Genomic DNA, 26332 nt, shown 5'->3' on the forward strand with positions numbered 1-26332 from the left:
GGCGGTGGGGCGTCCCTGCCCCATGTGCTGGGAGGACGCCGCTCCCCGGCCCAGTAAATCTTGACGTGAAGAGACATCCGCCGTCAGGCTATCCGACCTTGGAGCACCCCAATCCCCCGGCCTGTGTGGTGCACGGCACACGGACGGGCGCTCGGGCCGCCCCACCGGCGCCCGCGCGGGCGCCGCGCCCGGAAGAACTCCCCCGTCCGGCGGTCCTCCACGCACGTGACGCGCGCGCGGGTCGCGCCCGCGAGCCACGCCGCCGAGCCCCGCCCGCTCAGCGGACCGTGAAGCGGACCGCGCTCTCCAGGAACGGGATGTCCAGCATCGGCCTGGGCTCCATGACCAGCGCGAGCAGCGTGATGGCCACGCCCAGCAGGCCGTACGTGACCATGTCCGTGAAGCGGGAGCGCACCGCGAGCATGCCCACGGAGGGCAGTGCGCGGCGCAGTACCGACGCCGCGACCAGGGCGATGCCGATCATCAGGCAGCCGGCGCGCGGGTGCCCCGTGGCGGTGGCGAGCAGGCCGGCCGCCGTCGCCGCGAGGACGGCCAGCATCGGCCACTGCCGGGCCGGAGCGGGCGCGTCGCCGGGCGCGGTGCGGCCGCCGCCCTCGGGGCGGGCGGTGTCCCGGGTGATGGAGGGGAAGCGGCGGGACCGGCCCCCGGCGGCCGCGGCCGCGCCGTCGGGCTCGGAGGGCGCCGCAGGCCCCGTAGAGCCCTTGGAGCCCTTGGAGCCCTTGGAGCCCTCAGGACTCGCCGGGGCGGCGGAGTCCTCGCGCTCAGCCCGCACTGGGGGCGATCCGCTCGGCCGCCTCGACGACGTTGACGAGCAACTGCGCCCGGGTCATGGGGCCGACGCCGCCCGGGTTCGGGGAGATCCAGCCGGCCACCTCGGCCACACCGGGGTGCACGTCCCCGACGATCTTGCCGTTCTCGTCGCGGCTGACGCCGACGTCGAGCACGGCCGCGCCCGGCTTCACGTCCTGCGGCTTGACCAAGTGCGGCACACCGGCCGCCGCGACGACGATGTCCGCCCGGCGCAGCAGCCCGGAGAGGTCGCGCGTACCGGTGTGGCACAGGGTCACGGTCGCGTTCTCCGACTTGCGGGTCAGGAGCAGGCCGATGGACCGGCCGACGGTGATGCCCCGGCCGAGGACGACGACGTGCGCGCCGTTGATCTCCACGCCGTGGTGGCGCAGCAGCTCGACGATCCCGTACGGGGTGCAGGGCAGCGGGCCCGGCTCGTTCAGGACCAGCCTGCCGAGTGACATGGGGTGCAGGCCGTCGGCGTCCTTCACCGGGTCCATCAGCTCCAGGACCCGGTTGGTGTCGATGCCCTTGGGGAGTGGGAGTTGCACGATGTAGCCGGTGCACTCCGGGTTGGCGTTCAGCTCGCGCACGACCTCCTCGATGTCCTCCTGGGAGGCCGTCGCGGGCAGTTCGCGCTGGATGGAGGCGATGCCCACCTCGGCGCAGTCCTTGTGCTTGCCGTTGACGTACCAGCGGCTGCCCGGGTCGTCGCCGACCAGCAGGGTGCCGAGGCCCGGGGTGATGCCCTGGGCCTTGAGCGCCGCCACACGGGCGGTCAGTTCGGACTTGATCGCGGCTGCGGTGGCCTTGCCGTCGAGAATCTGGGCGGTCATGGGCCCATCCTCCCGGATGGAGCGGTCACGGATCCAGTCGCATCCGCCGCGCGGCCGGTCCGATTCCTTGGTTGCACTTGCACAACGAGTGCCCGGCCCGACACGCGGCGGCTGGACAAGTCCGCCCCGACCGGACGACGATGGCCGGAAGATGTGCCGCGGGCAGTGCCGGGGGGCGGGCCGCACTACTTGCAGCGATTCCTCCGAGCGTGCCGTGCGTCCCCGCACTTCCACGGAGGAACACCCCAGATGAGCTTCGGCGACCCGAACAACCCGTACGGGCAGCAGCCGCAGGGCCAGCCCGGTTACGGCTACCCGCAGCAGGCGCCCCAGGGCATACCGCCACAGGGTGGCTACGCCTACCCGCAGACCCCCCAGGCCTACCCGGCCGGCCCCGGCTACCCGGGCGCCCACGTACCGATGCCCGGCGGCGTCAAGGGCGCCCGCGTCATCCTCATCATCCTCGGCGGGCTCCAGGCCCTGGTCGGCGTGCTCGCCCTCGTCGGCGGCGCGATGTTCGCCACGGCGCTCTCCGGCTCCTCCAGCTCCTCGACGAGCGACGCGGGGGCCCTCGCGGGCGGTGTGATCGTCGGCGTCGGCATCGCCTTCATCGTCCTGTCCCTGTGGCCGATCCTGACCGCCGTCAAGCTGGGCAAGGGCCGCGGCGGCGTCCGGGTCTCCGGGATCATCTTCGGCTCGCTCCAGACCCTCTTCGCCGTGCTGAGCCTGATCGGCAACGCCGTCGCGCTGTCCGACCCGCACGCGGCAGGCGCCGCCGTGTTCTCGATGCTCATCGCGCTGGTCTCGCTGGGTCTGGGCCTCTGGATCCTCATCGGCCTGGCCAACTCGGCCGCGGGCGTCTACTTCAAGCGCCCGCTGTACTAGGCCGCCGCTTCCGGATCTCGCCGCAGGTCCGGCAGGCGTACGGGGACCCGTACGCGCCATACGTACGGCGAAGGCCGCGTCCCGCACTGTCGCGGGGCGCGGCCTTCGCCGTCTGCCGGTACCGGGGTGCTGGTGGGGCTCAGTGGAAGAAGTGGCGGGTCCCGGTGAAGTACATCGTCACGCCCGCCGCCTTCGCGGCCTCGACGACCTGCTCGTCGCGGACGGAACCGCCCGGCTGGGCCACGGCCTTGATGCCCGCGGCCGTGAGGATCTCCAGCCCGTCCGGGAAGGGGAAGAAGGCGTCGGAAGCGGCGTACGAGCCCTGCGCGCGCTCGGCGCCCGCCCGCTCGACGGCCAGCTTCGCCGAGTCCACGCGGTTGACCTGGCCCATGCCGACGCCGACCGAGGCGCCGTCCTTGGCGAGCAGGATCGCGTTGGACTTGACCGCGCGGCAGGCCTTCCAAGCGAAGGCGAGCTCGGCGAGCTCGTCGGCGGAGAGGGCCTCACCGGTGGCCAGCGTCCAGTTGGCCGGGTCGTCGCCCTCGGCCTGCAGGAGGTCGGACTGCTGGAGCAGCACGCCGCCGGAGACGGGCTTGAGGTCGCCCGGCTGGTGCGGGGTGCCGGCCACCTTCAGGACGCGGATGTTCTTCTTCTTGGCCAGGACCTCGACGGCGCCCGGCTCGTAGTCGGGGGCGGCGATGACCTCGGTGAAGATCTCCGCGACCTGCTCGGCGAGCTCGACGGTCACGGGGCGGTTGACGGCGATGACACCGCCGAAGGCGGACAGCGGGTCGCAGGCGTGCGCCTTGCGGTGGGCCGCGGCGACGTCCTTCTTGTCGACGGCGATGCCGCACGGGTTGGCGTGCTTGATGATCGCGACGCAGGGCTCTTCGTGGTCGTAGGCGGCGCGGCGGGCGGCCTCGGTGTCCACGTAGTTGTTGAAGGACATCTCCTTGCCGTGCAGCTGCTCGGCGTTGGCGAGCCCGCCCGGCCGGCCGTCCGTGTAAAGGGCGGCGGCCTGGTGGGGGTTCTCGCCGTAGCGGAGGGTCGACTTGCGCTCCCAGGCGCCGGCCAGGAACTCGGGCAGCACGGCTTCCGGCTCCGGGGCGTACGCGTTCGTGAACCAGGAGGCCACGGCGACGTCGTAGGCGGCGGTGTGCTGGAAGGCCTCGGCGGCGAGCCGCTTGCGGGCGGTGAGGTCGAAACCGCCGTCCTGGACGGCGGCGAGCACGGCGGCGTAGCGCGCCGGGCTGGTGACGACCGCCACCGAGGGGTGGTTCTTGGCGGCGGCGCGGACCATCGAGGGGCCGCCGATGTCGATCTGCTCCACGCACTCGTCCGGGGTCGCGCCCGACTGGACGGTCGCGAGGAAGGGGTAGAGGTTGACGATCACCAGGTCGAAGGGCTCGACGCCCAGCTCGGCGAGCTGGTTGCGGTGGTCCTCCAGGCGCAGGTCGGCGAGGATGCCGGCGTGCACGCGCGGGTGCAGGGTCTTGACGCGGCCGTCCAGGCACTCGGGGAAGCCGGTCAGCTCCTCGACCTTGGTGACGGGCACCCCGGCCGCGGCGATCTTCGCGGCGGTGGACCCGGTCGAGACGAGCGCGACACCGGCCTCGTGCAGGCCGCGCGCCAGCTCTTCCAGTCCCGTCTTGTCGTAGACGCTGACGAGCGCGCGCCGGATCGGGCGCTTCGACGCGGTGAGGTCGTCGCTCTCTACGGTCACGGTCTCTGCGGTCCCTGCGGCCTCTGCGGCGGTCACTGGATTGTTACCTTTCGTCCCTCGATGCGGTAGCCGTTACGGGCCAGGCGCCCCACGACGTCGACGAGCAGCTCGCGCTCGACTTCCTTGATCCGCTCGTGCAGAGCGGCTTCGTCCTCTTCGTCCCTGACCTCGACCACACCCTGGGCGATGATCGGACCGGTGTCCACGCCGGCGTCCACGAAGTGGACCGTGCAGCCGGTGACCTTCGCGCCGTAGGCGAGGGCGTCCCGTACGCCGTGGGCGCCGGGGAAGGCCGGGAGGAGGGCGGGGTGGGTGTTGACGAACCGGCCGCCGAAGCGGCCGATGAACTCCGGCCCCACGATCTTCATGAACCCCGCCGAGATCACGAGGTCAGGCGCGTGGGCGTCAGTGGCCTCGGTCAGGGCGGCGTCCCACTGCTCGCGGCTCGGGTAGGCCTTGACCGGGCACACGAAGGTGGGGATCCCGGCCTTCTCGGCGCGCTCCAGGCCGGCGATGTTCTCGCGGTCGGCCCCCACGGCGACGACTTCGGCGCCGAAGCCCTCGGCTCCGCCGGGATGGGCGTCGATGGCGTCGAGCAGGGCCTGGAGGTTGGTGCCGGATCCGGAGACCAGCACGACCAGGCGGGAGGCGGCCATGGGAGGCCCTTTCTCGCGCGGGGGCGCCTCCCGGCGTGAGCTGGGGACGCGTCGTTCGTCTTGTGTGATCGTATGAAACTTCGGGTCGCCGATATACGGGGGACCATACGAAGCCACCGACCGCCTGCAACGATACCGGCACACCGGACGGCCCCCGAGGGACGGGGGCGCGGGCGGGCGGTAGCGTCTGGCATACATGCCTCAAACAGGCCTCCGACGTCCCAGTGACGTCCACGACACAGGGGATGAAACACACCCGATGCCGGATCGCCGCCAGCCCGACCCCTCCACCGACGACAACCCCTTCGCGGCGCCCCCGGAGGGCCGGCCCGACCAGCTCTGGGAGCCGCGCTCCGGCGGCGACGGCGGCTCCGGTCAGGGGCCGGAGGGCCCCGGGTCCGGTCCGGCTCGCTGGGACCCGACGGACCCGATCCAGCGGCGGGCCCGGTACGCGCTGCTGGCCGGCATGTGGGGCTTCTTCTTCGGCGTCTTCGGCATCCCGTCGGTGGGACTGCTGCTGGGCGCGCTCGCCCTGTACTGGGGGATCAGCGCCCTGCGCGGGACGCCGGCGAAGCCGGCCGCGGCCGACGCCGCGCGGAAGGACTCGGACCCGGCCGCCGCCAAGGGCGGACTGGCGGCCCTGGGGGCCGCGGCCCGGCCCCAGCGGACGGCGGCGGTGAGCGGGCTGGTCACGGCGACGCTGGCGCTGCTGCTGGCGGCGTCCTCGTACGCGGTGCAGATCACGTACAAGGACTTCTACGTCTGCCGTCAGGACGCCCTGACGAAGTCGGCGGAGCTGCAGTGCAACGACCTGCTGCCGGACAACTTCATCGGCAAGATGCTCCAGGTCCAGCGCTAGGCACTGTCGTCGAAGTGGGGCCAGGCGCCACTTCGACGACAGTGCCTGGAACGCCGACCCGCGGTCCGGCCGGCCGCTACTCGGCCGGCCCGGGCCGCACGGGCCGTACCCGCTCGGCATGCGCTGTCTCCGGCTCGGCCCGCCCGCCCGGCTCGGCCCGCCCGCCCGGCTCGGCCCGCCCGCCCGGCTCGGCCCGGGCCGACTGCGGGGCGGCCCGTCCGGGCTGCGTCCCGGGCTTGCGGCGGGCCAGCACGCGGGCGCCGGCCACGGGCGGCACGAGCTGTCCGGCGGCCACCGCCGGCGGTGGCTGTGACGGCTCCGCCTGCAGCGCGGGGATCGGGATCGGGGTCAGGTCCAGCTTGAGGCCGGGCATGACCAGCACGGGCCGCTTCGGCCGCGCGGCCACGGGCGCCGCCACCCCCGTCGCCGCACCCGGCGGCGCCGTCATGGGCCAGAGGGAATCCCGCGGAACCACCGGCGGGACCTGCGCCGGCGTCTCGGCCGGCGCGGAGGAGAAGTCCGGGACCAGGGTCCCCGCCGCCCGGCGCAGGGCCGCCCAGCGGACCTCCCGTACGCCGCTGTCGTGCCAGCCGTCCTCGCCCCGGGCGTCCGACGCCCGGGCCAGGTCCCGCGCGGGCCGGTTCCGCCACCCGTGCACGGTCACCGCCAGCGGGACCGCGAGCACCAGGGTCCAGGCCAGGGCGGCCCCGCCCGCCTGCCACCACACGGGGCCGAACGCGGCCAGCTCCTTCGAGCCGAGCGGCCCCGCCGAAGCAGCGGCGAGCCCGGCCGTGGCCAGCGCGCACACCACCGCGCCCAGGGCCGCGGTGAGCGCGGTCTCCCCGTAGGAGACTTCGCGCGCCCGGCGTACCGCGAACCAGCCCACCGCCAGCCCGGCCACCACCGGCACTCCGGCGACGGCCCAGGTCAGCGGCGTACCGGGGCCGTCCGGTGGCAGCGCAGCGAGCAGCGGGAAGCGCGGCAGCGCGGGCGAGCCGCCGAAGCCGAGCGGGGTCGCGGTGGCCCCGGCGCCGAGGGCGAAGCCGGGACCGAGGGCGTAGGCGGCGCCCCAGACGACCGCGTTGGGGACCAGCGTGAGGGCGAGCAGCAGCACCGCGAAGCGGCCCGACCAGCCCCCGGTCAGCGCCCCGAAGGACCCCTGCACCTCCGTTGCGTGCCAGGCCAGCGAGGCGCCGACCACCAGGGCGCCACCGCAGAGGAGGACCAGTACCCCGGCGGCGCCGGCGCGCAGCGCGAGTTCGTAGCGTGGGCGGGTGAGCCGGCCGGGCAGCTGCCCGAGCGGCCGCCCCCGGGCTTCCCAGACCCCGCCGGCCGCGGCGAGGGCGGCGACCAGGGGAAGGTGCCAGGCCGCGCTGAGCGGATCGGCGGGCATCGGCCCGGCGGCGGCGTACACGGTGGCCAGGGCGCCGACACCGAGGTAGCCGCAGAGGACGGCGGAGAACACGACACCGGCCGGCAGCGGCTCCGCCCCGCGCGGACCCTCGTCGGCGGCGCTGCCGAGCCGGGCGGCTCGCCGGATGAGCAGCGCGGGCAGTGCGATGAGCAGCAGCGGGATCACGCCGACGGGGGCCGGCACACCGGAGAGGGTCTCGTAGCGGACCATCTCGGTCCCGTGGGCGAGCAGCCAGAGGCCCGCGGCGAGGTGCAGGGCGCCGCCGGGGCCGCTGTCGGGGTAGGGGGAGCTGATCCACAGCACGATGACGAGCACGGCGAGGAAGCCGAGCCCCAGTACTGCGGCCACGGCTCCGCCCACGACGCAGGCGGCGGCCGCCGGCGATCGGCGCCGCGCGGGGGCCCTTGGGGCCGTAGGCAACGGGGTCCCGCGTTCGGTCACTTGGGTCACCCCGCCATGGTGCCAACGACACGCGCTATGGGCGGGTAACAGGCGAATGACCGTGGTGTCGCTCAATATACGCTTATGTACTTTTTCGCTCAGGGCGTCCGGGTCGCGGGGAGTGTGGCATGACACAAAGCGTCACGGAGCTGGGCCTCCCCACCCCGAAGGAACGCCGACGCCTGCGCGAAGCAGCCGATCTGACGCACGAGGAGGTCGCCGCGGCGGTGGGCGTCACCCCGACCACCGTGCGCTCCTGGGAAACGGGCCGCACCGACCCCCGGGGCCGCAAGCGCGAGGCCTACGCGAAGTTCCTGACCCGCCTCTCCACCACCGGCCCGGACCAGGACACGGCCCCCGCCGAGCCGGGCCGGGACCGTACGGAGACCCCGGCCGGCGCGGCCGGACCGGCCGCGGACGCCGCCTGGGAAGCGAACACCGAGCCGGGCCGGGACCGCTCCCCCGAGGCGGCAACCGGCCCGGACGGGCCCGCCACAGACACCGCGTCAGCCGCGGACACCCACCCCGGACGGGACCGGCCGGGGGAACCCGGTGACACGACCGACGCGGCGTCAGCCGCAAACACGCACCCCGGATTGGACCGTTCGGCCGACGCCGCCACGGAGCCGCCGGTGGGGGAACCGGACGACGCGACGACCAGCCCGCCCTGGCAGGTCGCGGACGCGGCGTCAGCCGTGGACCTGCGGTCCGGACCTGCCGAGGGCGCCACGGACCTTACGGCGGACGCCGACACGGACGCCGACACGGACGCTGACGCGGAGTCGGCCGGGGCCGCCGGTGCGAACGAGGGCCGGTTCGGGCTGCGCACGCGCGGCCTCGCGCGGCCCGGCGGCGCGCAGACCCGGCCCAAGGCCGCGGTCAAGCGCGCCGCGAAGCCCCCCGTCGGCGTCCCCCGGCACGAGGCCAAGGCCACCGTCAAAGCCGCCGCCGGCAGCACCTCCGCCGGCCTCGCCACCCTCCGCCCCGGCGCCCCGATGCCCCTGAGCACGGGCGCGGGCCCCGGCACGGGCGCGGGCGCGGGCGCGGGCCCCGGCACGGGCGCGGGCGGGGGCGCGGGCGAGGGCGCGGGCGAGAGCACGGGCCCCGGCACGGGCGCGGGCGGGGGCGCGGGCCCCGGCACGGGCGCGGGCGGGGGCGCGGGCGAGAGCACGGGCCCCGGCACGGGCGCGGACACCGGCACAGCTGCGGGCCCCGATGCCGATACGGACACCGGCACGGGTACGGGCCCGGCCACTGCCGAGGCCGAAGGGCCGGGCAGGGAGTGGGAGTCGGGGCCGGGATCCGGGCCGGGCGAAGCCGGCCCGGGCGACGCGGCTCCGGGCGCTGATCCCCGTACCGCCCCGCAGGGCACGGGCACGGGCACTGATCCCCGAACCGCCCCGCAGGACATCGCCGCCGAGGCGTTCGACGCCCTCTACGCCCGCACCGCCGCGGCCCTCGCCCGCCAGGCCTACCTCCTGACCGGCCGCCGCGCCCTCGCGCAGGAGGCCGTCGAGCGCGCCTTCCACCAGGCCTGGCGGCGCTGGCCCGAGGTCGCCACCGACCCGGACCCGGTGGGCTGGGTGCGCACGGCGACGTACGAGTACGCACTCTCCCCCTGGCACCAGTTCAGGCGTGCCCACAAGCATCCCGACAAGCCCCCGGCCGACCCCGCCGACCGCATCCTCCTGGACGCGATGCTCGCGCTGCCGACGGCCCACCGCCGCACGGTGCTCCTCTACGACGGCGTCGGCTTGGACCTCCCCGACACCGCCGCCGAGACCGAGGCCTCGACGCCGACCGCCGGCGGCCGGCTCGTCAACGCGCACGCCGACCTCGCCGACCGGATCCCCGAACTGGCCGACGTGGCGCCGGGAAAGCAGTCCGCGCTGCTGCGCGAGCGGCTCGGCGCCCTGCGGCCCGCCGTCCGGCTGGAGCCGCGCGCGGCAGCCGCCGTACGGGCGGCGGGCGAGCGCCGGACCCGGCTGTGGACGCGGGCGACCCTCGGGCTGACGGCGGTCATCGCCGCCACCGCGGCCTATACGGCGGTGACCGCGCCGACCGAGTACGAGCCCCCGCGCGCACCCGGCGCGAACGTGTCGGGCGTACCCCCGCACAGCGGCCCGCAGCAGCTCAGCGACGAGGGCCGGCAGCTGCACGACAGGCTCGCCTCCGACCCGGCGGCCGGACCCGCCCGGGTCTCGCCCAAGGCTGAATGAGGACGGGCACGCAATGAGAACGGGCGTGGCCCGCACCCCTTCACAGGGTGCGGGCCACGCCCGTTCTCGCGTACGCGGTGGCGTACGGGACGGCTACTGCGCGGCGCTGAGGATCTCGCGCGCCAGCTTCGCCGTCTCGGTCGGCGTCTTGCCGACCTTCACGCCCGCGGCCTCGAGGGCTTCCTTCTTGGCCTGCGCGGTGCCCGAGGAACCGGAGACGATGGCGCCGGCGTGGCCCATGGTCTTGCCCTCGGGGGCGGTGAAGCCCGCGACGTAACCGACGACCGGCTTGGTGACGTGCTTGGCGATGTAGTCCGCCGCACGCTCCTCGGCGTCGCCGCCGATCTCGCCGATCATGACGATCAGGTCGGTGTCGGGGTCCGCCTCGAACGCCTCGAGGGCGTCGATGTGCGTGGTGCCGATGACCGGGTCGCCACCGATGCCGACGGCCGAGGAGAAGCCGATGTCACGGAGCTCGTACATCATCTGGTAGGTCAGCGTGCCCGACTTGGACACGAGACCGATGCGGCCGGGCTTGGTGATGTCGCCCGGGATGATGCCGGCGTTGGACTGGCCGGGGGTGATCAGACCCGGGCAGTTCGGGCCGATGATCCGCGTCTTGTTGCCCTTGCTGGTGGCGTACGACCAGAAGGCGGCGGAGTCGTGCACCGCGATGCCCTCGGTGATGACGACGGCCAGCGGGATCTCGGCGTCGATGGCCTCGACGACGGCGGCCTTGGCGAAGGCCGGCGGGACGAAGAGGACAGAGACGTTGGCGCCCGTCTTCTCCATCGCCTCGGCGACGGAGCCGAAGACCGGGATCTCGGTGCCGTCGAAGTCGACGGTGGTGCCGGCCTTGCGCGGGTTCACGCCGCCGACGATGTCGGTGCCGTCAGCCAGCATCAGCTTGGTGTGCTTCATGCCCGTGGCACCGGTCATGCCCTGGACGATGACCTTGCTGTCCTTGTTGAGGAAGATAGCCATGTGAGTCTGTGACCTCTGCCCTTACTTCGCAGCCGCGAGCTCGGCGGCCTTGTCGGCCGCGCCGTCCATGGTGTCCACGCGCTGCACCAGCGGGTGGTTGGCGTCCGAGAGGATCTTGCGACCCAGCTCGGCGTTGTTGCCGTCGAGGCGGACGACCAGCGGCTTGGTGACCGCCTCGCCCTTGTCCTCGAGCAGCTGCAGCGCCTGGACGATGCCGTTGGCGACCTCGTCACACGCGGTGATGCCACCGAAGACGTTGACGAACACGGACTTGACGTCCGGGTCGCCCAGGATGATCTCGAGACCGTTGGCCATGACGGCGGCGGAGGCGCCACCGCCGATGTCCAGGAAGTTGGCGGGCTTGACGCCGCCGTGGTTCTCGCCGGCGTACGCGACGACGTCGAGGGTGCTCATGACGAGACCCGCGCCGTTGCCGATGATGCCGACCTCGCCGTCGAGCTTCACGTAGTTGAGGTTCTTCGCCTTGGCGGCGGCCTCGAGCGGGTTCGCGGCAGCGTGGTCCACGAACTCCTCGTGGCCCGGCTGGCGGAACTCGGCGTTCTCGTCGAGCGAGACCTTGCCGTCGAGCGCGATGACGTCGCCGGAGGCGACCTTCGCGAGCGGGTTGACCTCGACGAGGAGCGCGTCCTCGGCGATGAAGGTCGCCCACAGGGTCACGAGGACCTCGGCGACCTTCTCGGCGACCTCGGCCGGGAACTGCGCCAGGGCGACGATCTCGCGGGCCTTCTCGATGGTCACGCCCTCGTTGGCGTTCACCGGGACCTTGGCGAGCTTCTCCGGGGTCTCCTCGGCGACCTGCTCGATGTCCATGCCGCCCGCGACCGAGGCCATGGCCAGGAAGGTGCGGTTGGTGCGGTCGAGGAGGTAGGAGACGTAGTACTCCTCCAGGATCTCCGGAGCGGTCTCCGCGATCATCACCTTGTGGACCGTGTGGCCCTTGATGTCCATCCCGAGGATGTCCGTCGCACGAGCGACGGCCTCTTCCGGGGTGGCGGCGAGCTTGACGCCGCCGGCCTTGCCGCGGCCGCCGACCTTCACCTGCGCCTTGACGACCGACTTGCCACCCATGCGCTCGGTGGCCTCGCGGGCTGCCTCAGGCGTGTCGATGACTTCACCGGCCAGCACCGGTACACCGTGCTTGGCGAAGAGGTCCCTCGCCTGGTACTCGAACAGGTCCACGCGCGTCCGTCCCTTGTCTTCAAAGATTCGCAGTGATTCGCGGTTGTCTGCTATCTGCGTGGGCGTGCCGCGGAGGGCAACGTGACGGCGCTGTCACAAGGAAGGCGCACACGGTGACCGTGGACGCGGCATGTCCGTCCCGCAGGTTATCCCCGTGGGACGTGGGTCCCTAAATCGCAGATCACACCTGAGCGGTGATACCTGTCACAGATCGCCTCACGGTTGAACTGCATCTTCGTGTGATCCGCCGATGGGCAGGCGCTCCTACGGGGCCCCGCGCGGCCGCCCCGGGAGGGGCGGACCGGGCCCGCCGGGCCGGTCACGGAACGGGCAGGGGCCGCTTCTCCAGCGCCGCCGCCATGACCTCCGGGAACAGGTCGGGGGTGCAGGCGAAGGCCGGGGCGCCGAGCGCGGCGAGGGCGGCGGCGTGTTCGCGGTCGTAAGCGGGGGCTCCCTCGTCGGACAGCGCGAGCAGGGTCACGAACTCCACCCCCGCGCCCTTCATGGCCGCGACCCGCTTCAGCATCTCGTCGCGTATCCCGCCCTCATAGAGATCACTGATGAGGACCACGACGGTGTCGGCGGGACGGGTGATCTTCGACTGGCAGTAGGCGAGCGCGCGGTTGATGTCCGTGCCGCCGCCGAGCTGGGTGCCGAAGAGCACGTCGACGGGATCGTCGAGCTGGTCGGTGAGATCCACGACGGCCGTGTCGAAGACGACCAGGCGGGTCGCGATCGAACGCATCGAAGCCAGCACCGCCCCGAAGACGGAGGCGTAGACGACGGAGGCCGCCATCGAGCCCGACTGGTCGATACAGAGGATCACCTCCTTCTTCACCGCGCGCGCGGCCCGGCCGTAGCCGACCAGCCGCTCGGGGACGACCGTGCGGTACTCGGGGAGGTAGTTCTTCAGATTCGCCCGGATGGTCCGGTCCCAGTCGATGTCGGCGTGCCGGGGCCGGCTGATCCGGGCGGACCGGTCGAGGGCGCCGGTGAGGGTGGCCCGGGTGCGGGCCGCGAGCCGCTTCTCCAACTGCTCGACCACCTTGCGGACCACGGCACGGGCCGTCTCCCGGGTCGTCTCGGGCATCGCCTTGTTGAGGGAGAGCAGGGTTCCGACGAGGTGTACGTCGGGCTCGACCGCCTCCAGCATCTCGGGCTCCAGCAGCAGCGCGGACAGCCCCAGCCGCTGGATCGCGTCCCGCTGCATGACCTGCACCACGGAGGTGGGGAAGTACGTCCGGATGTCCCCGAGCCAGCGCGCCACGTTCGGCGCGGAGCCGCCGAGGCCGGCCGACCTCTCCCCGGCCCGCTTGCGCCCCCCGCCGCCGGCGCCCCCGTACAGCGCCCCGAGCGCGGCATCCATCCCGGCGTCCGCCCCGCTCAGCTCACACCCGGTCCCGTCCGCCTCTCCCCCACCCAGCACCATCCGCCACCGCCGCACCCGCTCGTCCCCGCCCGAACCCGCCACCGCCACGCTCCCCACACCATCCATCTGCCCGTCCCCCTGCTCTCGTACCAGCCATCGGCCACCCAGCCACCCCGGCCCCGGGCCCTGCCCCGGCGTGGGGCCCGGTCACGCCGGCGCTCCCGCCAGGAGAAGGCGGACCAGGTCCACCACCGCATCCGCCCGGACCGGATCCAGGTCCGGGCCGAAGCCCGCCGGCGCCGACCCCGGACCCGCCACCGCGGCCCGCCCGGCGGAAGGCCCCCGCCGGGCCAGCTCACCCAGAGTCCGCTTCACGCCCGCCTCGTACGCCCCGAACGTCCGCCGCAGCAACGGCAGTACGTCCACGAACGCCCGCTCCGGCACCGACACCAGCCAGCTGTCGATCAGCCCCAACAGCCGCTCGTCGTGGACCAGCAGCGTGCCGCCGGAGCCGCCGCCCGCGAAGCCCTCGATCCAGCCCGCCGCGTCGGCCGGCGCTGACGCCGGGGACAGCGACAGGCCCATCAGCCGGGCCGTCTCCTCGGGCGGCAGCCGCCCGTCGTCGAGCAGCAGCCGCGCGGCCCGGCCGCGTATCAGCCCGGGGACGGTGTCCCGCCCGGCCAGCGTCCGCAGCACCGCCGACCAGCGCTCCCGCAGGCCGCCCGACTCGGATTCCAGGAGCCCGATCGCTCCGTGTACGCCGTCCACGTGCCCCCGCAGCTCCGCCGCCGCGTCGGCGTCCAGCCCGGCCGCGCAGGCGGGCGGCAGTGCCACGCATATCCGCTCCGCGAGCCCGGCCGCGACCGTCCCCAGCGCCGCCGCGTCGGTGCCGCGCACGTCCCCGTAGCGCAGCGAGCGGGCCAGCGCGGGCAGTGCCTTCGCCAGGCCCGCCACGTCCGTGTCCAGGGCGGCCCGGTCGGCGAGGGCCCGCAGGACGGCCGGCAGTGCATCGGAGAGCCCGGCGAGCAGGCACCTCTCGGCCAGGGCGGTGATCTCGCCCAGTTCACCGGCGGCCGCCGCGTCGGCCTCGGCCCTGGCGGTGGCCGCGCCGAGGACAGTGGTCCCCCAGATGCCGGCTTCGGCCACCCGTACCGCGAGCTCCGGCTCCCAGCGCAGGCGCCAGGTCTCTCGGAAGGTGCCCGTGCTCCCCCGCGAGGCCGCCGGCACGCCCCAGCCGATGCCGAGCAGCCGCAGCCGGTGCAGCAGCAGGGACTTGGCCGCGTCGGTGTCCTTGCGCAGGTCGAGCTCCAGCTCCCGGTCCTGCGCCTCGGCCTTGAGGCGCAGCGAGCGCTGCTGCCGGGTCAGGTCGCGCTGGAGCGGTACGACGGGCGTCGCGTCCGGGACTTCGCCGAGGACGTCTCCGACGACGAGCCGGTCCTCGATCAGCCCGAGCGGTATGTCGGAGCCTTCGCACATCACCGCCTGGACCGCTTCCAGGGTCTCCGTCAGCCCTGCCACCGGCCGGCCCCGCATCGCGGCCAGGGTGTCGGCGAGCCGGACCGCTTCGATGACGTGTGCCGGGGAGACGTGCCGGTCCTCCTCGCGCAGCAGGCCCGCGACCTTGGTCAGCCACCGCTCGACGGGCCGGTCCCGGGCGGCGAAGAGGTGCGCGTACCAGCCGGGCGAGGTGATCCCGGCCCCGTACCCGCCGGCGCGGGCGAGGCGCCGGTGGGTCCAGGGGACCCAGGTGGTCTCCACCTTGACCTTGGGTAGTCCGGTGAGCAGTGCCTTGTCCGCGGCCGCGGTGGTCCTGGCCCGCAGGGCCGGGACGTGCCAGGCCCCGCAGACGACGGCGTACCCGTCGCCGAACTCGCGGCGCGCGGCCCGCATCCGCTGCCGCATGTACGCCTCGCGCACGAGGTCCCGGTGGTGGCCGCCGGCTCCGTACTCCTCGCGCAGGGCGCCCATGGCATCTCCGAGCGCCTCGAACACGCCCAGCGGGTCGGCGTCCGGGCCGCCGGTGCCCCGGTGTTCGACGACGTCCTCCCACCAGCGCTCGGCGTCGTCGTACCCGGCGGTCTCGGCGAGCACGGCGAGCGGGTCCAGCCGGACGGACTCGGACGCCTCGCGATCTCCCTCCCCGTCGCCCTCCCCGCGTCCTTCCCCGCCCGCCGGCGCGGCCAGCGAGTGCGCGGCGGGGAGGTCGATGAAGCGGACCGGCACGTCCCGCGCCTGCGCCCACCGGATGGCGGCCCACTCCGGGGAGAAACCGGCCAGCGGCCAGAAGGCGGCCCGGCCGGGGTCGTCGGCGGCGTGCGCGAGCAGTGCGACGGGCGGCCGCATCCCGGGGTCGGCGGCCAGCGGCAGCAGGGCGTCGCCTTCGGGCGGCCCCTCGATCAGCACCGCCGCCGGCTGCGCCGCGTCGAGGGCGGCCCGCACCGCGCGGGCCGATCCCGGCCCGTGGTGCCGTACGCCCAGCAGCAGCGGCCCCCGCTCCCCGGACCGCGGCGGGCCCTTCGCCGCCTGGGGGCTCTTCCCGGCGTGCGCGCTCATACGGTCACCTCCCGGCAGGCGCGGTAGAAGTCCTTCCAGCCGTCGCGCTCCCGGACCACTGCCTCCAGGTACTCCTGCCAGACGACCTTGTCGGCGGCCGGGTCCCGCACGACGGCCCCGAGGATCCCGGCGGCCACGTCGGAGGGGCGCAGCACGCCGTCCCCGAAGTGGGCGGCCAGGGCGAGGCCGCCCGTGACGACCGATATGGCCTCGGCGGTGGACAGGGTGCCGCTGGGCGACTTGACCTTCGTACGCCCGTCGTCGGTGACACCGCCCCGCAGCTCGCGGAACACGGTGACGACGCGGCGGATCTCCTCGAGGCCCTCGGGCGCGGCGGGCAGGTCGAGGGCTCGGCCCATCTCGTCGACGCGGCGGGCGACGATGTCGACCTCGGCGTCGGCGGTGGCAGGCAGCGGGAGGACGACGGTGTTGAAGCGGCGGCGCAGCGCGCTGGAGAGCTCGTTCACCCCGCGGTCGCGGTCGTTGGCCGTGGCGATGAGGTTGAAGCCGCGCACGGCCTGCACCTCTTGGCCGAGCTCCGGTATCGGGAGCGTCTTCTCGGACAGGACGGTGATGAGGGTGTCCTGGACGTCGGCGGGGATGCGGGTGAGCTCCTCGACGCGGGCGGTCATGCCCTCGGCCATGGCCCGCATGACGGGGCTCGGTACGAGGGCTTCGCGGCTGGGGCCGTGGGCGAGGAGCCGGGCGTAGTTCCAGCCGTACCGGATGGCTTCCTCGGGGGTGCCGGCGGTGCCCTGGACGAGGAGGGTGGAGTCCCCGCTGACGGCGGCGGCGAGGTGCTCGGACACCCAGGTCTTGGCGGTGCCGGGGACTCCGAGGAGCAGCAGGGCGCGGTCGGTGGCGAGGGTGGTGACGGCGACCTCGACGATGCGGCGCGGTCCCACGTACTTGGGCGTGATGACGGTTCCGTCGGCGAGCGTGCCGCCCTGCAGGTACGTCGCCACGGCCCACGGGGAGAGCTTCCAGCGGGCCGGGCGGGGCCGGTCGTCGGCCGCGGCCAGGGCTTTCAGTTCGTGCGCGAAGGCGTCTTCGGCGTGCGGTCGCAGCGCCTCTGCGGTGGTCTCGGTCCCGGTCGTGTCCATGGTCCCCCTCCAATGCTCCGCAGCCGCTTCCGACTGCTGGAACCACGATGCACCCGACCACTGACAACGGGCCCCGAAAGATGTGTTGTTGCAGGTCAGGGCGATTGTCAGTGGGGGTCCGTACGGTGGAACACATGACTGAGCAGGGGGTCCGCTGGACAGCGGAACAGGTACTGGCTCTGGCTCCTGACGATGCGTCGCGCAAGGCGGGGGCCAGACTCGGCGGGGCGGGGCCGTGGTCTCAGACCGGAGGTTCCGCTTCCGGTGCGGTGTGGGGGTTGTGCAAGGGCAGCGGCAGCAAGCCGTACCGGACGGTCGTCGACCTGTCCGGGCCGGCGTACAAGTGCTCCTGCCCGAGCCGGAAGTTCCCGTGCAAGCACGCGCTGGGGCTGCTGCTGCTCTGGGCGACGGAGGGGCTCGGGGAGCCGGCCGGCGATCCGGCCGGGGCCCCGGACTGGGCGGGCGAGTGGCTGGCGGAGCGGGCGGCGAAGGCCGCCCGGCCCGCTGCCGGCAACACCACCCAGAAACCCGCCGACGCGGAGGCCGCCCGCAAGCGTGCGGAGCGCCGGGCGGTCCGGATCGGCGCGGGCGTCACCGAGTTGGAGCAGCGGCTCGCGGATCTGGTGCGCGGGGGCCTGGCCGGTCAGGAGCAGGCGGGTTACGCCGCCTGGGAGGAGACGGCCGCCCGGATGGTCGACGCGCAGGCGCCCGGACTGGCCGGGCGGGTCAGGGAGTTGGGGACGATACCCAGTTGCGGCGCCGGCTGGCCCGCCCGGATGCTGGAGGAGGCCGCGCTGCTGCACCTGCTGGACCGGGCCTGGCTTGGCGTGTCCGGACTGCCGGAGCCGCTGGCCGCGACGGTCCGCAGCAGGGTGGGGCTGCCGGCGGGGGCGGAGGGCGAGGCCGTACGGGACCGCTGGCTCGTGCTGGCCCAGTACGACACGGCGTCTCCCGACGGCCGTCTCACCACCCGCCGGATATGGCTGCGCGGGCTGGCGAGCGGTCGGACGGCCCTGGTCCTCGACTTCGGCCCGCCCGGGCGGCCGCCCGCACTGGCACTGCCCGTCGGGCTGGTACTGGACGCGGAAGCCCGCTTCCGGCCCGGCTCGGCGGGACTGCGAGCCGACCTCGGGGAGCGGTTCGCGGCGGCCGAGCCGTGCGGGGTCGCGCCGACGGGCGTGAGCACGGGCGCGGCACTCGAGGCGTACGGCACGGCGCTGCGCGAGGACCCCTGGCTGGAGTCCTGGCCGGTGGTGCTCGGTCCGGTGGTGCCGATACCGGGGGGACAAACGGGAGGACAAACGGGAGGACAAGCGGGAGGACAAGCGGGGGAAACGGCCTGGCAACTGGCGGACGTGGAGGGGACGTCCGCCCTGCCCGTGCCCTTGACCGGGGCCGGGAGCCGGACCCGGGCGGGACTGTGGCAGCTGGCCGCGCTGTCGGGGGGCGGGCCGGTGACGGTGTTCGGCGAGTGCGGACACCGCGGATTCACCCCGCTGACGGCCTGGCAGCCGGATTCTCCGGAGCCGGTGCCGCTGGCCTGAGCGGGTGGGGCCGGGGGGAGTAAGCGACGGCGCGGGGGCGCCGGCGTGCGTGAACTACGAGGCCGGGGGGCTTTTGTGGACGACAACCACGCCAGTTGAGAGCGGCCGCGGTCACGCGGCGGCAGGGGTCACGGGGGAAGCGAGCTGCTCCGGTCCCGCGGAGGGGGCGGGACCGGAGCACGAACACGAAGAGGGAGGGGACCCGATGGACACGGTGACGAGATCGGATCAGGCTCGGAAGGCGGATCAGGCCCGGGCGGATGAGGCCCTTGGGGACTGGGAGGAACTGGTCGGAGCCGCGCTGCTGGGCACCGACCGGCGCCAGGGCAGCCCCGAGGAGCTGCTCGGGGCAGCCGCCGTGCAGACGGTGCGGCGCCGGGCCGGGCTGCGGCCCGCCGAAGCGGGGCCCCGGCCCGAGCCCGCGCCGCGCGATCCGCGCCCGGCCCCGCCGGAGCCGGCCCGGCGAAGGCTCGCGCAGCTGCTGGCCGGCCGGACCGGCGCGGGCAGCGGCGGGCGGCGGCGCGGAGCGGCCCCGGACCTGACGGAGCTGCTGCCCCAGTGGCTGGCGGCCGCCGGGCACCACGGCTACCGGGCTCCGGCCTCGCTGGTCCCCGCGCTGCTGGACGCCGCGCGGGCCCGCAGCGACCTGCGACAGCAGGCGCTGGCCCTGGCGGGGGCGCGCGGACTGTGGCTGGCCCGGCTGAATCCGGACTGGCGGTTCGCGCTGCGCGGCGGTTCCGGGGCCGCCGGCGAACTGCCCGACGCGGCGGACGCGGCAGGGGTGGAACGGCTGTGGCAGGAGGGGCTGTTCGCGGAGCGGGTGGCCGTGCTCGGCCTCGTCCGCGCCCATGAGGCAGCGGCCGCGCCGCGTCTGCTGGCGACGACCTGGGCCACCGAGCGGGACGAGGACCGGCTGATGTTCCTCGACTCGCTGCGGGCGGGGCTGTCGGCGGGCGACGAGCCGTTCCTGGAGGCGGCGCTGGACGACCGCAGCCGCAATGTCCGGGCGACCGCCGCCGAGCTGCTGTCCTCGCTGCCGACCTCGGCACTGGCCGGGCGGATGGCGGAGCGGGCGCTGGCCTGTGTGGGCCCGGAGGGGGTGACACCGCCGGCCGAGTTCGACGCGGGGATGCTGCGCGACGGCGTGGTCGAGCGGCCGCCCGCCGGGCGCGGGGAACGAGCCTGGTGGCTGGCGCAGTTGGTGGAGTCCGCGCCGCTGTCGTGCTGGCGGGAGCGGTTCGGGGGGCTCGTCCCGGCGCAGATCGTGGCGCTGCCGATGGCGGAGGACTGGGCGGAGGAACTGCACGCGGCGTGGTGCCGGGCGGCGGTGCGCCAGCGGGATCCCGCCTGGTCGCAGGCCCTGCTCGGCTCGGCTTCCGAGCCGCCCGCGGCGGGCCCGGCGACGGCGTCGCTGGCGGAGCGGGCGAAGCTCCTGTCGATCCTGGGCGAGGAGGAGCGGGCGGCCTGGGTCGCGGAGTTCGTACGGGCCCACGGGCTGTCGGAGGCGTTCCAGCTGCTCGGGGTGTGCGTGGTGCCGTGGGCGGGGGCGCTGGGGCGGGCGGTGGTCGAGGCGCTCGACTGCGCGCGGGAGGCGGGCGGTTATCCGTGGAGCTTCAGCGGCGTGATGGGCTTGGCGGAGCGCTGCCTCGATCCCGCGGAGGCGGAGCGGCTGGACGCGCTGGCGGCCGAGCCGGTCGAGGCGGGGGGTGCGGCGGCGTACTGGGCGGAGGCCTTCCAGCGGATGGTGGCCACGCTTCGGCTCCGCGCGGCGATGCACGCGGAACTGGCCCCGCCCGGGCCGTAGCCCCCGGCGGGGTTGGAACTGCCGGCGGGGCTGGAACTGCCGGCGGGGCTGGATGTGCCGGCGGGGCTGGATCTTCCAGGCCCGCCGGCGTGTGAGGCGCCGCGGAGGTGGACTACAGCGGCTGGCGGACGTGGCCGCGGACCCAGTCCACGATTGCCGTCGTCGTCGCGCCCGGGGTGAAGATCTCGGCCACGCCCTTCGCCTTGAGCGGAGCGATGTCCGCCTCGGGGATGATGCCGCCGCCGAACACCTTGATGTCCTCCGCGTCACGCTCCGCGAGGAGTTCCAGCACGCGCGCGAACAGCGTGTTGTGCGCGCCGGAGAGGATCGACAGGCCGATCGCGTCGGCGTCCTCCTGGATCGCGGTGTCGACGATCTGTTCGGGGGTCTGGTGGAGGCCCGTGTAGATGACCTCCATGCCGGCGTCCCGCAAGGCACGCGCGATCACCTTGGCACCCCGGTCGTGGCCGTCGAGACCAGGCTTGGCCACCACCACACGGATCGGACCGGTCACACCCATCGCACTGCCTCCCGAGTGAACGAACGTTAAGTACAGCATCGCGCACGCCCCCGTTTCGTGGCCAATGCCGAGGGGGAAATCACACGTGGGATGACGCGCCGCCACTCCGTGCCGACAGCCGCACGGCACGGTGTGGCCGGCCGCCACGGTCCCAAGACGCTGAGGGGGAGGCCGTCCATGGGGCTGACCATGTCCGGGGCCTCGCTGCGCGCCGGCGTACTGGAAGCGATCGTGCTGGGCGGGCACATCCTGCTGTATCCCACCGGAGTGTTGCAGGAACGGCCGCCCACCGGTACCTCCACCACCCGCGAACGTCCGCCCGTGCTCCTGCTGCACGGGTTCACGGACAACCGGTCCGTCTTCGTGCTGCTGCGCCGCGCCCTCGGGGCGGGCGGCCGGCGGCAGGTGGAGACGTACAACTACTCCCCCTTCACCCGCGACCTGCGCGTCACCGCCCGCCATCTCGCCCGCCGCGTCGAGGAGCTCTGCGAGCGCACCGGCCAGGAGCGGGTGGATCTGGTGGGACACAGCCTCGGCGGGCTGGTCGGGCGGTACTACGTCCAGCGGCTCGGCGGCGACGCCCGCGTCCGCGCGCTCGTCACGCTCGGCACCCCGCATTCCGGCACCCGCGTGGCGCCCTTCATGGACGCGCACCCGCTGGTCCGGCAGATGCGACCGGATTCCGAGGTGCTGGCCGAACTGCGCGCGCCCGCGCCCGGCTGCCGGACCCGGCACGTGGCGTTCTGGAGCGAGTTCGACGAGCTGATGGACCCGACCGAGACGGCCCGTATCGAACATCCGGACCTGCTCGCCGAAAACGTGCAGGTCACCGGCATCGGGCATCTCGCGCTGCCCGCGCATCCGACCGTCATCGCCGCGGTCCGGCGCGCGCTCGACGGGCCGGGCCCGAGCGCTCTCCCGCACCCCGGGGCCGCGTCCGTCGCCTGACCGAAAGTCGGATCAAAGCCCCACCCGCACTCGAACACATTTCGAACTCAAGGCCAAGGGTGGGTCTTTGGGCGACCGAAAGGCGGCCGAATGCCCGGTTCCCGCAAGCTGGGGACCCGTCGAAGATTGTCGTTGCCAGTAACCGCCGGGTACAGTCACGCCACTGCTCTCCTCCGAGGACCTCATCCTCCTCGGCCACCCAGGCCCCCCGCTGCCGAGGCGAAAGAGAAGTTGGTGAACGACCGCCCCTCGTCGGGCCAGTACCCCGATCTCGGGTATGACGGCCTTTCCACCACCACTTTCGCTGGCGATTCCGGCTATGCGTCCTATGAATCGCAGGGTCAGGGCTACAACTACGCCGCTGCCTACGGTTCTTACGACACCGGTTCCTATGACACCGGCGGGTACGACGCCACGGCCTGGAACACCCCGCAGGGCAGCTACCCCCAGCAGTACGACGGCTACCTGTCGACCGTCCCCGCCCAGGGCGGCGCCTCCACGGACTACCCGTCGGACTACCCGTCCACGGACTACCAGCCCACCGCCTTCGGCTACGACACCTCGGCCGAGCAGACCGGCCACTGGTCGGTCCCGGGCTACGGCACCGAGACCGGCGCCTACGACGCCACCGCCTGGAACACCGCCTCCGAGCAGACCTACGCGTACACCGGCTACGAGCAGCAGGCCCAGCCGCAGGTCCACGCCCAGGAGCACGCGCAGGTCCAGGAACAGGCGCAGCCCCAGGAGCAGCAGTACGCGTACGGCTACGAGTACGAGCAGCCGTACGCGGAGACCGCCGCCCCGGCCTGGACCCCGGCCTACACCGAGACCGCCGTCTTCGAGGTCGTCACCGAGGCCGAGGCGTTCGACGACGCGTTCGATGACACGGCCGACGACGCCGGTGACGACGCCCCGGTGCACGACCTCCCCACCCAGGCCATGCCCGTCACCGCCCCCGCGCCGTCCGAGCCGCGCCCCTCGCGCCGCGCCGGCGCCAAGCCCGCGGGCAAGGCGACGGCCGCCAGGGCGGGCGGCAGCAGCCGTCGGCGCACCCCGGCCAAGCGTTCCGCCCTGCTGACCGTGGCCGTGCCCTCCGTCTGCGTGATGGGCGTCGCGGGTGTCGCCGCCGCCTCCGTGGGCGGGCTCACCGGTGCGGAGAAGCCGTCGGAGGAGACGACCACGCTGGCCGCCCCCGACCCGGCCTCCATCAAGCCGGTCGCGGCGAACAGCAAGCTCGACACGCAGCTCACCGCCCTCAGCGCCGACGCCGGCGACTTCGCGGACCGCGCGAGCCGCACCCAGGAGCGCATCGACCTGCGCCTGCGCCAGGACGAGGAAAAGAAGAAGAAGGCGGAGGAGGAGGCGGCCAAGGAAGCGGCCCGCCCCAAGTTCTTCCTCCCCGTCGCGCGGCACGGCCTCAGCGCCGGCTTCGGCCAGGCGGGCGTCAACTGGATGTCCGTGCACACCGGCATCGACTTCCCGGTGGGCTACGGGACTTCGGTCATGGCCGCCACCGACGGCACCGTGCGCAGCAAGTGGAACAGCGCCTACGGCAACATGGTGATACTCACCGCGCCCGACGGCACCGAGACCTGGTACTGCCACCTCAGCAGCGCCAAGATCAGGTCCGGCAAGGTCAAGGCCGGCGACGTGATCGCGTACTCCGGCGACTCGGGCAACTCCACGGGGGCGCACCTCCACTTCGAGGTCCGGCCGGGCGGCGGAAGTCCGGTCGACCCCCAGGCGTGGCTCCGCAGCCACGACCTGGACCCCACCTGAGAACCGCCCGGCACTTTCCGACCAGCCGGTGCTCCCCGACCAGCCGGTGCTCCCCGGCCGGCCGGAGCCCGTCGGCTCCCGCCGGACCTGACCGCTAGAGCTTCTGCACCGGCGCGTACCGCAGCAGCAGCCGCTTCGGCTTCTCGTCCCCGAAGTCGATGGTGGCCTGCGCGTCCGCGCCCGCTCCCCTGACCTCCATGACGGTGCCCAGCCCGAACTGGTCGTGCGTGACCCGGTCCCCGACCGCCAGCGCGATGACCGGCTTGTCGGTGGCCCGGCGCGTCGCGAAACCGGACGGGCCCGACTTCGTACGCGACGAGGACAGGAACGACTCCGGCGAGGTCCCGAACGAGGCCTTCGACCCGCCCGAGCCCGAGGACCCGTAGCCCGAGCTCCGCATCGGGCCCGCCGGCTTCTGCGCCGCGCCCGTCCGCTTCCACTGCAGGTACTCGGCGGGGATCTCCTCGAGGAACCGCGACGGCGGGTTGTACGAGGGGGTGCCCCACGCGCTGCGCATCGAGGAGCGCGTCAGGTACAGCCGCTCGCGCGCCCGCGTGATGCCGACGTAGGCGAGGCGGCGCTCCTCCTCCAGCTCCTTGGTCTGGCCCAGTGCCCGCATGTGCGGGAAGACCCCGTCCTCCATGCCGGTCAGGAAGACCACCGGGAACTCGAGGCCCTTGGCGGTGTGCAGGGTCATGAGGGTGATGACGCCGTTGCCGTCGGTGTCCTCGTCCGGGATCTGGTCGGAGTCGGCGACCAGCGCGACCTGTTCCAGGAACTCGGAGAGGGTGCCGGGGCCCACCGGCGGGGCGCCGCTCGAAGCGGCCTCCGCGGCCGCCGCTTCCCGCGCCTGCTCGAATTCGAGCGCCACGGCGGCCAGCTCCTGCAGGTTCTCGATCCGCGTCTCGTCCTGCGGGTCGGTCGACGCCTGGAGTTCGGCGAGGTAGCCCGTGCGCTCCAGGACCGCTTCCAGCACCACCGCCGGGCCCGCGCCCGAGTCGACGATCGTGCGGAGCTCCTCCATCAGCACGTTGAAGCGCTTGACGGCATTGGTCGAGCGGGCGGCCATGCCGAAGGCCTCGTCGACCCGGCGCAGCGCCTGCGGGAAGGTGATCTTCTCGCGCATCGCGAGCGCGTCGATCATCGCTTCGGCCCGCTCGCCGATGCCGCGCTTGGGTACGTTCAGGATCCGGCGGAGCGGGACGTTGTCCTCGGGGTTCGACAGGACGCGCAGGTACGCGAGGACGTCGCGGACCTCCTTGCGCTCGTAGAACCGGACGCCGCCGACGACCTTGTAGGGCAGCCCGACGCGGATGAAGATCTCCTCGAACACGCGCGACTGCGCGTTCGTCCGGTAGAAGATCGCGACGTCGCCCGCCTTCGCGTCGCCGGCGTCCGTCAGCCGGTCGATCTCGTCGGCGATGAACTGCGCCTCGTCGTGCTCGGTGTCCGCGACGTACCCGGTGATGACGGCGCCGCTGCCGGCCTCGGTCCACAGGTTCTTCGCTCGGCGGTTCTCGTTGCGCTCGATGACGGCGTTGGCCGCGGACAGGATCGTCTGCGTGGAGCGGTAGTTCTGCTCCAGCAGGATCGTCGTGGCGTCCGCGTAGTCCTCCTCGAACTGGAGGATGTTGCGGATGGTCGCGCCGCGGAAGGCGTAGATCGACTGGTCGGCGTCACCCACGACGCACAGCTCGGCGGGCGGCAGGTCCGGGTAGCCGGTGCCGACCAGCTCGCGCACGAGCGTGTACTGCGCGTGGTTCGTGTCCTGGTACTCGTCGACCAGCACGTGGCGGAAGCGGCGCCGGTAGTGCTCGGCGACGTCCGGGAAGGCCTGGAGCAGGTGGACCGTGGTCATGATGATGTCGTCGAAGTCGAGCGCGTTGGCCTCGCGCAGCCGCCCCTGGTACATCGCGTACGCCTGGGCGAGGGTCTTCTCGAAACCGTCGACGGCCTGACCCGCGAAGGCGTCCTCGTCGATGAGCTCGTTCTTCAGGTTCGAGATCTTGGCGCTGAAGGCCTTCGGCGGGAACTTCTTCGGGTCCAGGTCCAGGTCGCGGCAGACGAGCGCCATCAGGCGCTTCGAGTCGGCCGCGTCGTAGATCGAGAACGAGGAGGTGAAACCGAGCCGCTTGGACTCGCGGCGCAGGATGCGCACGCACGCGCTGTGGAAGGTGGAGACCCACATGGCGTTGGCGCGCGGGCCGACCAGGCCCTCGACGCGCTCCTTCATCTCGCCGGCGGCCTTGTTGGTGAAGGTGATCGCCAGGATCTGGCCGGGGTGGACCCCGCGCGCGCCCAGCAGGTGGCCGATCCGGTGCGTCAGGACGCGGGTCTTGCCGGACCCGGCGCCGGCCACGATGAGCAGCGGTGATCCCGCGTGCACCACGGCCGCGCGCTGCTCCGCGTTCAGCCCTTCCAGGAGGGCCGCCGGGTCGATGACGGGCCTGGGGGCGCCGTCCCGGTAGTACGCGTCCCCGCTCATGGGCATGTCGAACCGGCCCCCGAAGAGATCGTCCGCGCCCGTCTCGGGGGCGGTGTGATCCTCGGGCGGCGGCGGGACCTCTTCGGAGGAGGAGAGGTCGGCCAGGAAGCTGTCGTCAAAGAGGCTGCTCATCGCCTTCCGAGTCTAGGGGGCCGGACCGACAGCCGGTCCCGGCCCCGGAAAATTGGGCGGCATATGCC

At 73.7% G+C, this 26332-nt stretch carries 19 protein-coding genes; 7 read left to right on the top strand and 12 right to left on the bottom strand.

Annotated elements, in window-relative coordinates; all coding sequences use genetic code 11:
• Window positions 1–277 precede the first annotated feature (277 nt).
• Both J7F03_RS42225 and J7F03_RS01460 read right to left on the bottom strand, forming a co-directional pair.
• Complete coding sequence (locus J7F03_RS42225; protein ID WP_214946768.1) at window positions 278–793, bottom strand: DUF3017 domain-containing protein; 516 nt, start codon at window positions 791–793, stop codon at window positions 278–280.
• The gene (locus J7F03_RS01460) at window positions 783–1646 is read right to left on the bottom strand and encodes a bifunctional methylenetetrahydrofolate dehydrogenase/methenyltetrahydrofolate cyclohydrolase (RefSeq protein ID WP_214946769.1); all 864 of its coding nucleotides are present in this window, start codon (window positions 1644–1646) and stop codon (window positions 783–785) included. The genes J7F03_RS42225 and J7F03_RS01460 overlap by 11 nt, the downstream gene beginning before the upstream one ends.
• Window positions 1647–1895: 249 nt before the next feature.
• Here J7F03_RS01460 and J7F03_RS01465 point away from each other — a divergent pair, with 249 nt between their 5' ends.
• Entirely contained in the window at window positions 1896–2531 is a 636-nt protein-coding gene (locus J7F03_RS01465) for a hypothetical protein (protein ID WP_214946770.1), read from the top strand.
• A gap of 139 nt (window positions 2532–2670) precedes the next feature.
• On the opposite strand, the gene purH is transcribed toward J7F03_RS01465, so the two are convergent.
• Window positions 2671–4254 (bottom strand): bifunctional phosphoribosylaminoimidazolecarboxamide formyltransferase/IMP cyclohydrolase, encoded by a 1584-nt coding sequence (gene purH, locus J7F03_RS01470; RefSeq protein ID WP_214946771.1) that lies wholly within the window; start codon window positions 4252–4254, stop codon window positions 2671–2673.
• Between the two features lie 32 nt (window positions 4255–4286).
• On the bottom strand, window positions 4287–4910 hold the full coding sequence (gene purN / locus J7F03_RS01475) for a phosphoribosylglycinamide formyltransferase (RefSeq protein WP_214946772.1): 624 nt from the start codon (window positions 4908–4910) through the stop codon (window positions 4287–4289).
• 259 nt (window positions 4911–5169) lie between these two features.
• On the opposite strand from purN, the gene J7F03_RS01480 reads away from it, so the two are divergent.
• Complete coding sequence (locus J7F03_RS01480; RefSeq protein ID WP_214946773.1) at window positions 5170–5769, top strand: hypothetical protein; 600 nt, start codon at window positions 5170–5172, stop codon at window positions 5767–5769.
• A 76-nt stretch (window positions 5770–5845) separates the two neighbouring features.
• On the opposite strand, the gene J7F03_RS01485 is transcribed toward J7F03_RS01480, so the two are convergent.
• Window positions 5846–7531 carry a DUF6350 family protein gene (locus J7F03_RS01485; RefSeq protein WP_214946774.1) on the bottom strand — a complete coding sequence of 562 codons (1686 nt, stop codon included), beginning with the start codon at window positions 7529–7531 and terminating at the stop codon, window positions 5846–5848.
• A gap of 221 nt (window positions 7532–7752) precedes the next feature.
• Here J7F03_RS01485 and J7F03_RS42580 point away from each other — a divergent pair, with 221 nt between their 5' ends.
• The gene (locus J7F03_RS42580; protein ID WP_374104250.1) at window positions 7753–9843 is read left to right on the top strand and encodes a helix-turn-helix domain-containing protein; all 2091 of its coding nucleotides are present in this window, start codon (window positions 7753–7755) and stop codon (window positions 9841–9843) included.
• 93 nt (window positions 9844–9936) lie between these two features.
• On the opposite strand, the gene sucD is transcribed toward J7F03_RS42580, so the two are convergent.
• From sucD to J7F03_RS01515, 5 genes are all read right to left on the bottom strand, one after another.
• On the bottom strand, window positions 9937–10827 hold the full coding sequence (gene sucD, locus J7F03_RS01495) for a succinate--CoA ligase subunit alpha (RefSeq protein WP_214946775.1): 891 nt from the start codon (window positions 10825–10827) through the stop codon (window positions 9937–9939).
• A 21-nt stretch (window positions 10828–10848) separates the two neighbouring features.
• The gene (sucC, locus tag J7F03_RS01500) at window positions 10849–12027 is read right to left on the bottom strand and encodes an ADP-forming succinate--CoA ligase subunit beta (protein ID WP_214946776.1); all 1179 of its coding nucleotides are present in this window, start codon (window positions 12025–12027) and stop codon (window positions 10849–10851) included.
• A gap of 319 nt (window positions 12028–12346) precedes the next feature.
• A complete protein-coding gene (locus tag J7F03_RS01505) occupies window positions 12347–13522 on the bottom strand; it encodes a VWA domain-containing protein (RefSeq protein WP_214946777.1) in 1176 nt (391 codons plus the stop codon).
• Between the two features lie 81 nt (window positions 13523–13603).
• A complete protein-coding gene (locus J7F03_RS01510) occupies window positions 13604–15949 on the bottom strand; it encodes a DUF5682 family protein (protein WP_214946778.1) in 2346 nt (781 codons plus the stop codon).
• Window positions 15946–17052 carry an AAA family ATPase gene (locus J7F03_RS01515; RefSeq protein ID WP_214946779.1) on the bottom strand — a complete coding sequence of 369 codons (1107 nt, stop codon included), beginning with the start codon at window positions 17050–17052 and terminating at the stop codon, window positions 15946–15948. Before J7F03_RS01515 ends, J7F03_RS01510 begins: the two co-directional genes overlap by 4 nt.
• Before the next feature lie 134 nt (window positions 17053–17186).
• Here J7F03_RS01515 and J7F03_RS01520 point away from each other — a divergent pair, with 134 nt between their 5' ends.
• A complete protein-coding gene (locus J7F03_RS01520; RefSeq protein WP_214946780.1) occupies window positions 17187–18596 on the top strand; it encodes an SWIM zinc finger family protein in 1410 nt (469 codons plus the stop codon).
• Window positions 18597–18801: 205 nt separating this feature from the next.
• A complete protein-coding gene (locus J7F03_RS01525) occupies window positions 18802–20400 on the top strand; it encodes a DUF5691 domain-containing protein (RefSeq protein WP_251071235.1) in 1599 nt (532 codons plus the stop codon).
• Window positions 20401–20512: 112 nt separating this feature from the next.
• On the opposite strand, the gene J7F03_RS01530 is transcribed toward J7F03_RS01525, so the two are convergent.
• Window positions 20513–20920, bottom strand: a complete 408-nt coding sequence (locus tag J7F03_RS01530) for a cobalamin B12-binding domain-containing protein (RefSeq protein ID WP_214946781.1) — start codon at window positions 20918–20920, stop codon at window positions 20513–20515.
• A 177-nt stretch (window positions 20921–21097) separates the two neighbouring features.
• On the opposite strand from J7F03_RS01530, the gene J7F03_RS01535 reads away from it, so the two are divergent.
• Together J7F03_RS01535 and J7F03_RS01540 are read left to right on the top strand one after the other, a co-directional pair.
• Window positions 21098–21868: a triacylglycerol lipase gene (locus tag J7F03_RS01535; RefSeq protein ID WP_214946782.1), complete on the top strand. Its 771-nt coding sequence runs from the start codon at window positions 21098–21100 to the stop codon at window positions 21866–21868.
• 90 nt (window positions 21869–21958) lie between these two features.
• Window positions 21959–23647, top strand: coding sequence for a M23 family metallopeptidase (locus J7F03_RS01540; RefSeq protein WP_214946783.1), 1689 nt, complete (start codon window positions 21959–21961; stop codon window positions 23645–23647).
• Window positions 23648–23741: 94 nt separating this feature from the next.
• Here J7F03_RS01540 and pcrA read toward each other — a convergent pair whose 3' ends face one another.
• Entirely contained in the window at window positions 23742–26264 is a 2523-nt protein-coding gene (gene pcrA, locus J7F03_RS01545; RefSeq protein WP_214946784.1) for a DNA helicase PcrA, read from the bottom strand.
• Window positions 26265–26332 lie beyond the last annotated feature (68 nt).

Origin of the sequence: Streptomyces sp. ISL-43 (assembly GCF_018614195.1) — a bacterium.
Classification (GTDB): domain Bacteria; phylum Actinomycetota; class Actinomycetes; order Streptomycetales; family Streptomycetaceae; genus Streptomyces.